The organism is Streptomyces sp. NPDC048612, assembly GCF_043199295.1.
Taxonomy (GTDB): Bacteria; Actinomycetota; Actinomycetes; order Streptomycetales; family Streptomycetaceae; genus Streptomyces.
The window spans coordinates 36875-49841 of sequence record NZ_JBICVV010000001.1 but is presented as its reverse complement, the minus strand read 5'-3'; the positions used below and the strand labels follow the sequence as shown (position 1 = coordinate 49841).

The following is a 12967-nucleotide window of genomic DNA, read 5'->3' as shown; positions in this document are numbered from 1 at the left end:
TCATCGCGGGCCTCCCCTCGTCCTCGGTCGTTGTCTCGTCCTCGGTCGTCGTCATCGCAGTCGGCGTACGGGGCTCTGCGCGTGCCACCCGGCCAGGCCGAGCGCCTCCTGGTCGGCGCGGCCAAGCCACTCGCGCACGTACAGCCGGGCGTCCGCCGGGCAGGCCCCCTCCCCCAGGACCGGTCCGATGGCCTCCTGGCGGAGCAGCGCCTGGTGGGCGGAGACCACGGTCAGCCCCGACTCGTCCGGCACGAGGGACCATTCACCGGTGTGTGCAGCGATCAGGTCGGGGGGCGCCGTCGCCTTGTGGACGATGCGTCCCGCGTGCGGGAAGCACAGTCGTACGGCCTCGGTGGTGACCGTCAGTCCAGTGCGCGCGACGCAGGTGTCGAGCGCGGTGATCTGGACGCCGGGCCGCTCCTCGGTCACCCGGACCCGCTCGACGCGCGGGACCACATCGGCCCAGTCCTCCACGCGGTAGAGGAAGTCGTAGACGAGCTCGGGGGAACCGTCGACGCGCGTGCCGTCCTCGAAGGCGAGGAGCAACTCGTCGAGCCTGTCTCGCTGTTCGGCCGCCTCTCGTATCCGGTCGAGCCGCAGGCGCACATCCGTCTCGAGAGCGTCCGGGGTCCCGGCCCGGCCCGTGCTCGGCTCCTCGTACTGCAGGGTCAGTGACGACCTCGTGTCGCCCTCGGGCTCGACGCTCCAGGCGCCGGCCGCCGCCGCGGCCGGCCAGGGGGTCGCGTCCCCCCGCGACGTCCTCGGACTCCTCGAAGTCGATGGACCGTGTGCGCGGCCAAAGCACGCGCCGGAGACGCGAGGAGCGGACACGGTCACCTTCGACGTCCCACACCCACAGATGCTCCACGGCCCCGTCGAAGTCCATGCGTTCGACGTGGACGCAGGAGGGCATGAACAGCGGCCAACGGGGGGCGTCGGCGAGCATGCCGTAGACGACCGGGGCGGGAGCAGCCACGGAGACGGTGTGCCGGGTGGAGTGCACCCGCTGCGAAGGCATGGGTGACCCCCTCCAGGTTGTGCGCAAGTGCGTCAAGGCTGCGCCGTGTGTCTGGAGCGGCGCTCGAGTCCGGGCGGAGGGGCTGCCCCGGAGGTCTGGCCCGGCCCCGGTCCGTGACGGCCGAACCGGGCGTCAGCCAATCGGCGTCAGGCCCCTGGCGGCGGACGTCCCGGCAAGGCCGGAGCTGGTGGCGGGGGCGTTGACCGATCCGGAGGCGAGGATGGAGCGCTGCAGCTTGGCGAGCGCGGCCGACGGCTCCAGGCCGAGGGTGCGCACCAGCGTCGTACGCAGCCGCTGGTAGACGTTGAGCGCCTCGCCCCGGCGACCGGAGCGGTGCAGGGCCAGCATGTACTGGCCGCACAGGCTCTCGTGGGTGGGGTATTTGCTGACGAGCACGGTCAGTTCGGCGAGCAGCTCACGGTGCCGACCGAGCTTGAGGTCGGCCTCGATGCGCTGGTCCAGGACGCACAGCCGACTCTCCTCGAGCCGCTTGACCTGGGGCTCCAGATGGGGTCCCGTCTGAACGTCGGCGAGGGCCGACCCGGTCCACAGGGCGAGTGCCTCACGCAGCCGGCGGGTGGCCTCGGGGTGGTCCTCGGCGTCCATGGCCCGGTACCCGGCTCCGGCGAGCCGCTCGAACTCCCGGACGTCGCTGGCCCCTTCTCCGCTCCTAAGCAGGTAACCGCCCGGGACCGTCATCAGTACGTCCTTGGCGGAGCGCCGCCCCGCCTCGTCGTCCCGCTTCAGTGCCCCGCCGATCAGTTCGCGCAGCTGCAGGATGTAAGTCTGGAGCGTGGGGCGCGCGCTGCGCGGTGGCTCCGCGCCCCAGAGCTCCTCGGTCAGCGTGCCGAACGGCACCACCTGGTCCGCATTCAGCGCAAGCAGGGCGAGAACCTGTCGCGGTTTGGGCGCGGTCGGTGTAATAGATACACCGTGCTCGCGTACAGCGAGCGTGCCGAGTACGTCAATGTCCACACTGTTTCCCCCATCCGCTGTCGGCGCTCCCTGGTCAGTGGTAGCGCTCTTCCAGCGTCGGCTGGAAAGAGTACAAGTAGCTTGTCGACATGCGCAAATCGCTCATTCACCTGCACGATAGGAGCGGTTTCAGACAGGAAGAGCGGGCCAAACAGTCACTCTGTGGCCGTGGGCCACCGCACCGACCGACACCCGTGCCGACATGGGCATCTGGTTGGACGAACTCCGCGATGCGGGACTGGCGTACTGACAGTGAGGCACGCCGGAGCCGCTCCTTCCCTCCCCGGGCACCCCGTAATTCCCTAACGGGGCCCTCCCCCGCGACAGCCTCCCTCCGCCGGCGCTCCCTCTCCACTCCAGCGGGACTGCAGGCCCGCTGCCGGTTCGGCTAGGGGTCCCACTGTGGCAGCGCCAGCAACCCTTGAAGCGCAGTGAGGAGTGGTCACATCGGCCACACGGCCGGCCATGGCGGCAGCCGATCAGAAGGGGGCATGGTGGAGCGCGAGTACAGCGACGCACTGCAGGATCTCGTCGGGCAGCTTGACGTCTGCACCGAGGGTGGTGGCGGTCAGCTCACCCTGGTGACCGGCGGGTTGGCAAGCGGTAAGACCCATCTGATGCACGCCTTCGCGCGCCACACGACGCAGAACGGCGCTCTGCACCTTATGGCGACCGGCTCCCGCCCCGAACGCGACCTCCCCGGCGGGGTCGTCGACCAGCTCTTCCGCAGCAGCAGCGTCCCCGCTGCGGCCGCCGCCCGCGTCACCCGGCTCCTCTCCGAACTCGCCGACGCCGATACCAGCCCTGGCACCGCCCCGCCGCTCACCGAGGCCCGCGTCCGGCACACGCTCTGCCTCGAACTTCTCGAACTGGCCCGGCAGCGCCCTCTGGTCATCAGTGTGGACGACATCCAGTTCGCCGACGCCTTCTCCCTGCGGCTGGTCCTGCACCTGCGCCAGCGCATGGCCGCCGCGCCCGTGCTGGTCGTGCTGACCGAATGGGACTGGGGGCTGCCCGCCCTGTCGCAGTTCCACGCCGACCTCTCCCGGCAGCCGTACCAGCTCGTCGAGCTCACGGCACTGCCCGTGGCTGCCGTCGCAGCGGCGCTCGCTGAGCGGACCACCCCGCAGCAGGCCCAGGACCACGCGGAGCACGTCCACCGGCTCGCAGGCGGCAACCCCCTCCTCGTGCAAGCCCTCACGGAGGATCTGCGCAGGGGCCGTCCCCTCCCCTCCGTCTCCTGCGCCGAGGCCGGTCCCGCGTTCACCCAGGCCGTGCTGAACTGCTTCTACCGCTGGGACGGCGACCTGCTCGGCGTCGCCCAGGGCATCGCCGTCCTCGACGAGCACGCCTCGGCGCCGCTCGTCGCGGAGCTGATGTCCCTGCCCGCCGACCGGGTCGGCAGGACGCTCAACGTCCTGACCGCCGCCGGGCTCCTGGACGGCTCGCGGCTACGCCACCCCGCAGCCCGCGCCGTCGCCTTGAGCCCCCTCCCGGCCACTGAGCGGGCCCGGATCCACCGCACAGCGGCAGAGTTGCTTCAGCACCGGGGCGCCGACCCCGTCGCCGTTGCCGAACACCTCATCACCGCCGGCTCCGCGGGCTCCTGGGCGACCGGCGTGCTGCGCGCTGCCGCTGCCCGCGCCACCGCCTACGACAACGTGGAACTGGCCACCCGCTGTCTCGAACTCGCCATAGACAGCTGCTCCGACCCGGCCGGCCGCGCCGACCTGCGCCACACCCTGGCCCGCACGATCTGGCGCGTCGACCCGGCCGCCGCCACCCGCCACCACGCCGCCGCCCGCGCGGCACTGGAGCGCGACGACCTGGCTGTGCGTGACGCCCTGCCGCTCCTCAAGCAGGCCCTCTGGCAGGGCGACCTCGACACGGCACGGGGCGCGTTCCGCACGTACACCCAGCAGGCCGCCGTCGACGAGCGCGACGGTTACGCGGAGGCCGAACTACGCCTCGCGCAGCGCTGGTTCTACGGTGACACCTTCATCCGCAGCCCCGGCGCACAGGACTACCGCGAGAAGTGGTGCGCCCGCGGACCACACACCGAGGATCCGTGGACCCGCGCCGTCGACGCGGTGTGCGACGGAACCCCGGGAAGCCCGGCGAAGAACGCCGCGGCCAGCGCCGAGCACATCCTCAAGAGTTGCCGGATGGGCGAGACCCTCCTGGAGGTCGTCCTCGCCGCCCTGCTCACCCTGATCCGCGGCAACGGCCTGGGACGGGCCGCCGAGTGGAGCGACAAGCTATACGCCGAGGCGGTGCGGCGCGGCGGGCACACCTGGCAGGCCGCACTCGGCGCCGTACGCGCCGACATCGCCCTGCGGCACGGCGAACCGGGCACAGCCGTGGCCCACGCCCGTACCGCCCTGGACCTGCTGGCACCGCAGAGCTGGGGGGCGCTGCGCGGCTACCCGCTCGGCACCCTCGTCGCCGCGCTCACCGCCCTCGACGACGCGGACGCAGCCGAGGAAGCGGTACGGCAGATGCCGTCCGACTCCTTGCCCCCCACGGTGTGGAGCCTGACCTTCCTGTACGCCCGCGGCCGCCACCACCTGTCCGCCGGACGGATCCTGGCGGCGGCCAAGGACTTCCGGAACTGCGGCGGCCTCGCCCAGGAATGGGACCTCGACTCCCCTGAACTCGTCCCGTGGCGCAACGGTCTCGCGGAGGTGAACCTGCGGCTCGGCCACACCGTCATCGCCCGCGACCTGGCCAAGCAGCAGCTCGGCCGCGACCGGGGCACGAGCCTGCGCACCCAGGGCGTCTCCCTGCGACTGCTGGCCGCCACGGCCGAACCGCCGCAGCAGCCCAGGTTGCTGCGCAAGTCCGTCAACCTGCTCGAAGCCTCGGGCGACCGCATGGAACTGGCCTGCTCCCTAGCTGATCTGAGCGTGGTTCTGCGGGACATCGGTGAACTCGACGAAGCCCGAGCGGCGTCCTGGCGTGCTGCCCAGGAGACCAAGCTCTGCCGGTCCGCCACCATCCGCCCGGAAGCGTCCGCTCTCCCCGAGCAGAACCCGCTCACGCGCACGCGCTCCAGCATCCCCGTCCCGGCCGCCTCCGGTCCGGGATCGTCCGAGAGCACCGAGAACTTCCTCCTCAGCGACGCGGAGGACCGGGTCGCGCTGCTGGCGGCGCGCGGCTTCAGCAACCGCGACATCGGCCAGCAGCTGTTCATCACGGTGAGCACCGTCGAGCAGCACCTGACACGCGTCTACCGGAAGCTCGGTGTGAGCGGACGGCGCGGCCTGCTCACCCTGCTGCCGACCTCGCTCCAGTCCGCCTGAGCGGCGCGAAACCGTACGAGTGGCCCCGTACAGGAGCTCCGTACGGAAGGCCGGAGAGAGCCGTACGGAGGGACCCGCGCAAAAGAACCGGCCCGGGGTCCGCGTGCTGTGCACGAGGATCCCGGGCCGGTTCACCGCCCGACGCGCGGTGGCGTCTTGGCGGATTGCGCCTCCTGGCGGGTCACGCCGCAAACAAGTCGAAGGTCGAGGTCCGCTGGGGGCCCGAGGCCACGTTCAGCAGCGGGTCCACCGTGAGCATCGCCTGGTGCAGCCGCTGGAGCTGGGGCGACGGCTCCACGCCCAGGTCCTCGACGAGCCGCGTCCGCAGCCGTTGATAGATGCCGAGCGCCGAGCCCTGTCTGCCTGAGCGGTAGAGCGCCACCATAGCCTGCGAGTGCAGTCCCTCATGGTGCGGGTGTCGCGCCGTCAATTCAGTCAGATCCACGATGAGTTCGGCGTGCCGACCGAGCCGCAGGTCGGCGTCGATCCGCCGCTCCACAGCCAGCAGCCGACTCTCCTCCAGGCGCATGACCTCGATCTCCAGAATCGGTCCGACCTTCAGGTCCACCAGCGCGGGGCCCCTCCACAGATCCAGCGCCTTGCGTAACCGCTGGGAGGAACGTTCGTTGTCGCCCGCTTCGAACGCGGCCCGCCCCTCCGCGACCAGCAGCTCGTACTCGTGCATGTCGACGCAGGCCTCGGGGACCTGGAGCAGGTAGCCGCCGTGCCGGGTGGCGAGCACTTCCTTGGCATCACCCGGCGCATCGGGCCCCATGGCCCTTCCGATCCGCCGGCGCAGCTGGAGGATGTACGACTGGAGCGTAGTGATCGCGCTCTGCGGCGGACGCATCCCCCAAATCTCCTCCATCAGCGTCTGCATGGGAACCGCACGCCCCGGGTAGAGGGCGAGGAGTGACAGGATCTGCCTCGGCTTGCTCGCCGTCGGAATGACCGATTCCCCACTGACTTCGACAGCCAACGGCCCCAGAACTTGAATCCTCATATTCCCTCCGTGCCTTCTCGGTGATCCCCCGGCTGCGAATCAATTCACCGCCATTCGCAAACTAGTCCGAATCTGGCGGGACGATGGACCACCCTCAAGCGCTCCTCTAGCGCTTTTCCACCCCAGAAGCCGCACAGCTCACAGAAAGCTCACAGGTTCACCTTTCGGTCGGCCTCCCCGGCGCGTGGGCTCGCGATAGCGGCGCGCCGATGTCCGCGTCACTGAACCAGAACCGGACGAAGCCCCGTCGACGGGGCAGGACGGGCAGCAAACACCACCTGATCACGGACGCCACCGGCATCCCGCTCGCCAGTCTGACCGGAGGCAACCGTAACGACGTCACAGAACGGGCCCACGTCGCGCAACTGGTCGCGGACCGGAGAGACGTCCATTGGGGTCGGCTCATCTTCGGCGCCAAGGAGAGCGTCTACAAGGCGTGGTTCCCGCTGACCCACCGATGGCTGGACTTCGAAGAAGGCGAGATCCGGATCGATCCCGCAGCTGACACCTTCCGCGCCCAACTAGTGGTGCCTGGACCCGAGATGAACGGAACCCGACTGCCGGGATTCGGCGGCCGATGGCTGGTGCGTGCCGGGCTTATCGTCACGACCATCGCCGTCCCCCGGCTCCTCCCCGCCACACCGCCCGCGGCTCCCCGGGCCGCCGGGACCCAGGAGGCCCGCCGTGGCCAGATCGTCAACGCCGCCGTCGAGACCATCGCAGCACGGGGGTTCGCGAAGGCATCGCTGGCGCAGATCGCCGAGCGGGCCGGGATCAGCAAGGGCGTCATCTCGTTCCACTTCACCGGCACGGACGAGCCGATCGAGCTGGTCGTCGAGCAGCTCGATCGGCTCGCCGCCTTTATGGCTCCCAGGCTCCAGAAGCAGGACGAACGGGAGAGGGCGGGCGGATGGCTGCGTGCCTGCATCCAGTCCGTCGCCGAGTACATGGCAGACCACCGCACTCAGCTCACCGCGCTCGGCGAGATCTTCAGCAACTTCCGCCAGAGGGACGGGGCTCCCCGCCACGGCGTCGTCATCAGCGAGCCGATCTACGCCACGCTGGAGCAGGTGTTTCGCGAGGGCCAGAAGCGCGGTGACTTCCGGCCGTTCGACGCGCGGATGATGGCCGTCAGCCTCCAGTCCGGGATCGATGCGATGTTCGCGTACTGGAACGCCTACCCCGAGCACGCCTGGCCGCACACGCCCGCGAACTCGCCGACCTCTTCGAGCATGCTACCCGCGCCGAGCGTTCGCCCGCACCGGAACACCGGGCGCGCGGCCACTGACAACTTCGCTGCGGCTGAGTACAGCCGCCGAGACGATTGGCGGGATCACCGATGACAACGAACGATGTCCAGCACACACCCTCAGGGGGCGCGCGAAAGCCTCGCCCGACGCCATGCGCCCGGAGCGCGAGCGGTTGCAATACGTCGACAACCTGCGCATCACGCTGACCGCACTCGTGGTACTGCACCACACCGCCATTACCTACAGCAACTTCCCGGCCTGGTACTACACCGAGCCCACCCAGGACGGATCCAGGCAGGCCCTGGGCGCCTTCGTCACGTTCAACCAGGCATTCTTCATGGGCTTCCTCTTCATGGTCGCCGGGTACTTCACCCCGCCCTCATACGACCGCAAGGGCGCGCGCCTCTTCTACCGCGATCGGCTCAAGCGCCTGGGTATCCCGCTGCTCTACGTCTTGCTCCGCCGCTGCGCCGACCGCCGTTCCCCCACCCTGCAGGCCGGTACCTGGACCGTGCCCGGCCCGCAGCGGCCGCGCGACCACAAGCCCCCGCGGCCGGGCGCCATTTTGTGCGGGTTCCGGCTCGGGGGCCGGTCGGGGAGCGCGCTCCTCACGACCTGAGTCGAAGACGGGGTGGGGCAAGGGGGTGGTGTGTGGCCGATAGGGGTTCGCATGGGACTTCGGCATACGTAGGTTCCGATGCGGCTCACCGTGCAACCGGCTGTGGATTTCCATCCGGCACGGCATCGAGCCTGCTATCGGCCCGGGCCGCGCAGTCCCCCGTCGCGGCCCGGGCACTGCTGCCCCGTCACGACGGGGCCGAGGCCGGGCGAGGACATCACGGCATGAAAGCACTCGTACTCGCGGGCGGAACGGGCAGCAGGCTGCTGCCGATCACACACACCGCCCCCAAACAGCTAGTCCCGGTGGCCAACAAACCCGTGCTCTTCTACGGAATCGAGTCCGTGGTGGCCGCGGGAATCACCGACATCGGGATCATCGTGGGCCATACGGCCGACGAGATCCGTGCGGCGGTCGGCGATGGCAGTGCCTTCGGGGCCAAGGTCACGTACATCCAGCAGGACAAACCGCTCGGCTTGGCCCACGCGGTGTTGGTGGCCCGTGACTATCTGGGCGACGACGACTTCGTCATGTACCTGGGCGACAACTTCATCGTCGGCGGCATCAGCGAGTTGGTCAGCAGCTTCCACACCGAGCGGCCGGACGCCGACATCCTGCTGACGCGGGTGGACAATCCGAGCGCCTTCGGCGTGGCTGAACTGGACTCGGCGGGCAGGGTCGTACGCATCGAGGAGAAGCCCAAGAACCCGGTCAGCGATCTCGCCGTGGTCGGGGTGTATCTGTTCACCCCGGTGGTGCACGAGGCGGTGCGGGGCATCGAGCCGTCCGCGCGCGGTGAGCTGGAGATCACCGATGCGCTTCAGTGGCTCATCGACCGGGACCGCACAGTACGGTCCACGCTGGTCACCGGCTACTGGAAGGACACCGGCAACGTCAGCGACATGCTGGAGGTCAACCGGTCGGTCCTGGAGACACTCGAGCCGTGCGCGGACGGGAGGGTCGACGCGGACAGCGAGATCATCGGCCGTGTGCGGATCGAGCGGGGCGCCGAGGTCTCGGGCTCCCGGATCGTGGGCCCGGTGGTCATCGGTGCGGGGACGACCGTGACCAACTCCTACATCGGCCCTTCGACGTCCGTCGCCGAGGACTGCGTGATCGACTCCAGCGAGATCGAGTTCTCGATCGTCCTGGAGGGGGCGAGCATCGAGGGGGTCGGCCGCATCGAGGCCTCGCTGATCGGCAGGCAGTCCCGCGTCGCGCACGCCGACCGGACTCCCCGGGCCCATCGTTTCGTCGTGGGCGACCACAGCAAGGTGCAGATCACGCCGTGAGGGCGCCCGTCGCCGCAAGGGTTTCGCCCCTCCAGTTTGCCCGGACCCGGCCGTCCGGCTGCACACGGTCACCCGCGCCACCGCCGCACCGCCCGCTCCGAGAGCCGGCGTCCTCTTCCTCCGGTGCGCTCCGTCGCCCGGTGATCACGTGCGACCGTGCGCGAGGGGTGGGTCCAGACCCACCCCAGGTGTGGGACCAGGCGGATTCCGGCCTCGCCCGGCCGTTCGTAGGGTCCTTGTCAGCAGCAGCGAACCACTTGTGAGGAAAGGGCCACCATGCCGGTGATCGAGGCCACCCACGTACGGAAGCAGTATGGCGATCATGTCGCTCTGAAGGACGTGTCCTTCGCGGTGGAACGCGGCGAAGTCTTTGGCATTCTCGGCCCCAACGGGGCCGGCAAGACGACGATCGTCGAGTGCATCGAGGGGCTGCGCAAGCCCGATGGCGGCTCCGTCTCGGTGCTGGGGCACGACCCACAGCGCGACCGCGCGCTGGTGCGCCAGAAGGTCGGCATCCAGCTCCAGGAGAGCGCCCTGCCCGACAACATGAAGGTCTGGGAGGCCCTGGACCTGTACAGCTCGTTCTACGACGACCCGGCCGACTGGCGGCAGCTGCTGGACGAGTGGGGCCTGGCCGAGAAGCGCAACGCCCGGTTCGGCAAACTGTCCGGCGGTCAGAAGCAACGCCTGTTCATCGCGTTGGCCCTGGTGGGCAAGCCGGAGATCGCCGTCCTCGACGAGCTGACCACGGGGCTCGACCCGCAGGCCCGGCAGGAGACCTGGTCGTTGATCGAGGGCATCAAGGACAAGGGAGTGACGGTGCTCCTGGTCACGCACTTCATGGAGGAGGCGGAGCGCCTGTGCGACCGCGTCGCGGTCATCGCCCGGGGCTCCGTCGCGGCCGTCGACACCCCTGAGGGCCTGGTGGCCCGCGTGGGGGCGGGGCAGCGGCTGCAGTTCAAGCCGTCGGCGCCGGTCGAGGACGCGTTCCTGGCCGGGCTCACCGGAGTGACCGCGGTCCGGCGCACGGATGACGTCGTGGAGGTGTCGGGCGACGGCGACCTCCTCCAGGTCGTCACATCGGCGCTGGCCCGCCGGGACGTCATTCCCAGGGATCTGAGCGTGGAGTCGGCGAGCCTGGAAGACGCCTTCGTCGCCCTGACCAGCGATTCCCAGCGCGTGACCACCTGACCGCCGCTCTTTCCCCCCGACAACTGAGGAGACGACCGTGCCCGCCCTTGCCAAGATGACGTACGTCGAGGCCAAGCTGTTGCTGCGCGACCCGGCTTCGGCCATCATGACCCTGGCGTTTCCGCTGTTCCTGATGACGATCTTCGGGATCATCCCGGGGTTCCGTAAACCCTTTGACGGTTTCAACGGCCAGGCGGTCATCGACACGTTCGTGCCGTCGGTCGTGGTTCTGGTGGTCCTGTCGATCCTGGCGCTGAGCGTGATGCCGGTGTACTTGGCGACCTACCGCGAGCGCGGGGTGCTGCGCCGGCTGTCCGCGAGCCCGGTGCACCCGGTGAAGCTGCTCGCCGCCCAGATCGCGGTGAACACGTTGATGGCGATCGCCGCGGTGGTCCTGCTGGTCGCCTTCGCCGGGGCCGCCTTCGACGTGAGCCCTCCCGCCGACCTGGGCGGCTTCCTGCTCGCTTTCGTGCTGGGCACCACGACGCTGCTCTCGCTCGGCATGCTGGTGGCCGCCTTCGCGCCGAGCAGTAAGGCCGCCACCGCGATCGGCCTCATCCTGATGTTCCCACTGATGTTCCTGGCCGGGGTGTGGACGCCGGTGGAGATGCTGCCGGGCGCCCTCGGCGCGGTCGGCAGGGCGACCCCGATGGGCGCCGTGCTCCAGGCCCTGCGCGACAGTTGGGGCGGTGATCCGGTCCAGCCGTGGCTGCTGCTGCTCATGGCCGGGTACAGCGTGGCGTTCGCGGCGATCTCCGCGAAGTACTTCCGCTGGGAGTGACACTGCCCAGTACGACGGCGCGAAGGGGGGCCCGGAGATTCCGGGGCCGCCCCTTCGCGCCGTTCGGCTTAGGGCCTGTCCGTGGGCACCAACGCGCCCTCCAGCAGGGCGATTTCTGCGGGCCGCAGTGGCGGGCCGGTCAGTTCGGGGCGCGCGCCCACGCCGTCGAGCGCGGCGGCGACGTGGGGGGCGCCGAGGTCGCGCATCGGTGCGCTGAGGGTGATGACGTCGGTGAGGGCCTCGTTGACGACCGGGTGGCGCAGTGCCATTCGGCCGAAGTACCGGGAGGCGCGGTCCGCCTCGGGCGTGCGGCGCACCAAGCGCGGGTCGACGACGGTGGTGCGGACGTCGGGGTAGCAGATGTCCTGTGTGGTCGCCATGACCCACGGGTCGTCCACAACCTCGCCGATGGCCTGCTGGGCTCGGCGGGCACACCCCTCGTCGATGCCCGTGTCGTCCAAGGCGTGGGCAAGGACGAGGGCGCTGCGGGCCGCGGAGCTCATGCCGGTGCCGTAGACCGGGTTGAAGGCGACGAGGGCGTCGCCGAGCACCACCAGGCCCGCCGGCCAAGCTGTCGCGCGCTCGCAGTAGAGCCTGCGGTTGGCGGCGGTGCTGGAACCGCGCACCTCGGTCAGCGGGCGCGCCACTGCCATCAGCCGGGAGATCAGCGGGTCGCGCAGGGTGCGTGCGAACGCGTCGAACGCCTCCTCGTCGCGCGGGGGCCGTCCGCCGCGCGTCCCGGTCAGGCTGATCATCCAGCGGCCGTGCTCGATCGGCACGAGGCTCGCGGAGCGGCCGGGGACGGGTTCCCGGTAGTCGGAGAAGATGTTGACGACCGGGAAGTGCTCGCGTGTGCCGCGCGGCGCCTCGTAGATCCTGGTGGCATAGGCCAGGCCCGAGTCGACGATCTCCTCCGGGACAGCCGGGACGCCGAGTTCGGCGAGCCACCGGCGCAGCCTGCCGGCGCGGCCGGTGCAGTCGACGACGATGTCGGCGGGCAGGTCACGGGTGGAGTTCGGCCCGTCCTGCGCCACTGCGACTCGCACTCCGGTGACCCGGTCGGGTCCGCCGAGCAGAGCCTGGATCTCACAGCCCTGGAGCAGGTGGACGCGGTCGTCGCGCAAGGCCTGGTCGCGCACCACCCAGTCGGTCAGGTCACGGCTTGCGGTGATCATGAACTGGGTCTGCGGGAAGCGGTGCTGCCAGCCGTCGGCGGAGAGCGTCACCACGTCCTCGGGGACGCCGATGCGGTGGGCGCCCAGGCCGCGCAGCCGGTCAATGGTGCCGGGCAGGAGCGCGTCGATCGCCCGCGCCCCTCCGGACATCAGCACGTGCAGGTGGCGGGCCTGTGGAACGCCTTTCCTGGGTGCCGCGGCGTCCAGGAGCAGCTGGTCGCGGTCGAGTACGGTGACGGTGTCGGCGTGGTGGGCGAGCGCGGTGGCCGCCAGCATGCCCGAGTGTCCGCCGCCGAGCACCACGGCGTGGGTGGAACGGCCCATCGGCTCGGTTCGCCCCTTTCCGAATAGTCTTGCGTAA

General features: G+C 70.2%; 10 protein-coding genes and 2 pseudogenes. 7 read left to right on the top strand and 5 right to left on the bottom strand.

Going from position 1 to position 12967, the window contains the following annotated elements:
• Positions 1 to 51: 51 nt before the first annotated feature.
• The 3 genes and pseudogenes from ACGFN2_RS00085 to ACGFN2_RS00075 all read right to left on the bottom strand — a co-directional run bounded on the left by ACGFN2_RS00085 (position 52) and on the right by ACGFN2_RS00075 (position 1993).
• Positions 52 to 606: an SRPBCC family protein gene (locus ACGFN2_RS00085; RefSeq protein ID WP_393356278.1), complete on the bottom strand. Its 555-nt coding sequence runs from the start codon at positions 604 to 606 to the stop codon at positions 52 to 54.
• Positions 607 to 826: 220 nt separating this feature from the next.
• A pseudogene (locus ACGFN2_RS00080) lies at positions 827 to 946 on the bottom strand (hypothetical protein); the annotation flags it as partial.
• A gap of 204 nt (positions 947 to 1150) precedes the next feature.
• On the bottom strand, positions 1151 to 1993 hold the full coding sequence (locus ACGFN2_RS00075; RefSeq protein WP_393356276.1) for a BTAD domain-containing putative transcriptional regulator: 843 nt from the start codon (positions 1991 to 1993) through the stop codon (positions 1151 to 1153).
• Between the two features lie 491 nt (positions 1994 to 2484).
• Between ACGFN2_RS00075 and ACGFN2_RS00070 the strand changes: the two genes are divergently transcribed.
• Positions 2485 to 5295: an AAA family ATPase gene (locus tag ACGFN2_RS00070; protein ID WP_393356274.1), complete on the top strand. Its 2811-nt coding sequence runs from the start codon at positions 2485 to 2487 to the stop codon at positions 5293 to 5295.
• A 181-nt stretch (positions 5296 to 5476) separates the two neighbouring features.
• On the opposite strand, the gene ACGFN2_RS00065 is transcribed toward ACGFN2_RS00070, so the two are convergent.
• Positions 5477 to 6298, bottom strand: a complete 822-nt coding sequence (locus ACGFN2_RS00065; RefSeq protein WP_393356272.1) for a BTAD domain-containing putative transcriptional regulator — start codon at positions 6296 to 6298, stop codon at positions 5477 to 5479.
• 242 nt (positions 6299 to 6540) lie between these two features.
• Here ACGFN2_RS00065 and ACGFN2_RS00060 point away from each other — a divergent pair.
• The 6 genes and pseudogenes from ACGFN2_RS00060 to ACGFN2_RS00035 all read left to right on the top strand — a co-directional run.
• Positions 6541 to 6921, top strand: a pseudogene (locus ACGFN2_RS00060) (4'-phosphopantetheinyl transferase superfamily protein); the annotation flags it as partial.
• Positions 6898 to 7641 carry a TetR/AcrR family transcriptional regulator gene (locus tag ACGFN2_RS00055; RefSeq protein ID WP_393357139.1) on the top strand — a complete coding sequence of 248 codons (744 nt, stop codon included), beginning with the start codon at positions 6898 to 6900 and terminating at the stop codon, positions 7639 to 7641. The pseudogene ACGFN2_RS00060 and the gene ACGFN2_RS00055, both read left to right, overlap by 24 nt.
• Positions 7642 to 7699: 58 nt before the next feature.
• Positions 7700 to 8167 (top strand): acyltransferase, encoded by a 468-nt coding sequence (locus ACGFN2_RS00050; RefSeq protein ID WP_393356270.1) that lies wholly within the window; start codon positions 7700 to 7702, stop codon positions 8165 to 8167.
• Positions 8168 to 8391: 224 nt separating this feature from the next.
• Entirely contained in the window at positions 8392 to 9459 is a 1068-nt protein-coding gene (locus ACGFN2_RS00045) for a glucose-1-phosphate thymidylyltransferase (RefSeq protein ID WP_393356268.1), read from the top strand.
• A 276-nt stretch (positions 9460 to 9735) separates the two neighbouring features.
• Positions 9736 to 10650 (top strand): ABC transporter ATP-binding protein, encoded by a 915-nt coding sequence (locus ACGFN2_RS00040; protein ID WP_393356266.1) that lies wholly within the window; start codon positions 9736 to 9738, stop codon positions 10648 to 10650.
• A 37-nt stretch (positions 10651 to 10687) separates the two neighbouring features.
• Positions 10688 to 11431 carry an ABC transporter permease gene (locus ACGFN2_RS00035; protein ID WP_393356264.1) on the top strand — a complete coding sequence of 248 codons (744 nt, stop codon included), beginning with the start codon at positions 10688 to 10690 and terminating at the stop codon, positions 11429 to 11431.
• Positions 11432 to 11499: 68 nt separating this feature from the next.
• Here the strand turns inward: ACGFN2_RS00035 and ACGFN2_RS00030 are convergent, their stop codons facing one another.
• Positions 11500 to 12930 (bottom strand): NAD(P)/FAD-dependent oxidoreductase, encoded by a 1431-nt coding sequence (locus ACGFN2_RS00030; RefSeq protein ID WP_393356262.1) that lies wholly within the window; start codon positions 12928 to 12930, stop codon positions 11500 to 11502.
• Between the last annotated feature and the right edge of the window lie 37 nt (positions 12931 to 12967).

What these genes read in the sequence shown, in the direction of transcription:
- ACGFN2_RS00030 (WP_393356262.1), bottom strand. Translation starts at nt 12,930, where the DNA reads ATGGGCCGTTCCACCCACGCCGTGGTGCTCGGCGGCGGACACTCGGGC.
- ACGFN2_RS00040 (WP_393356266.1), top strand. Translation starts at nt 9,736, where the DNA reads ATGCCGGTGATCGAGGCCACCCACGTACGGAAGCAGTATGGCGATCAT.
- ACGFN2_RS00050 (WP_393356270.1), top strand. Translation starts at nt 7,700, where the DNA reads ATGCGCCCGGAGCGCGAGCGGTTGCAATACGTCGACAACCTGCGCATC.
- ACGFN2_RS00065 (WP_393356272.1), bottom strand. Translation starts at nt 6,298, where the DNA reads ATGAGGATTCAAGTTCTGGGGCCGTTGGCTGTCGAAGTCAGTGGGGAA.
- ACGFN2_RS00070 (WP_393356274.1), top strand. Translation starts at nt 2,485, where the DNA reads ATGGTGGAGCGCGAGTACAGCGACGCACTGCAGGATCTCGTCGGGCAG.
- ACGFN2_RS00045 (WP_393356268.1), top strand. Translation starts at nt 8,392, where the DNA reads ATGAAAGCACTCGTACTCGCGGGCGGAACGGGCAGCAGGCTGCTGCCG.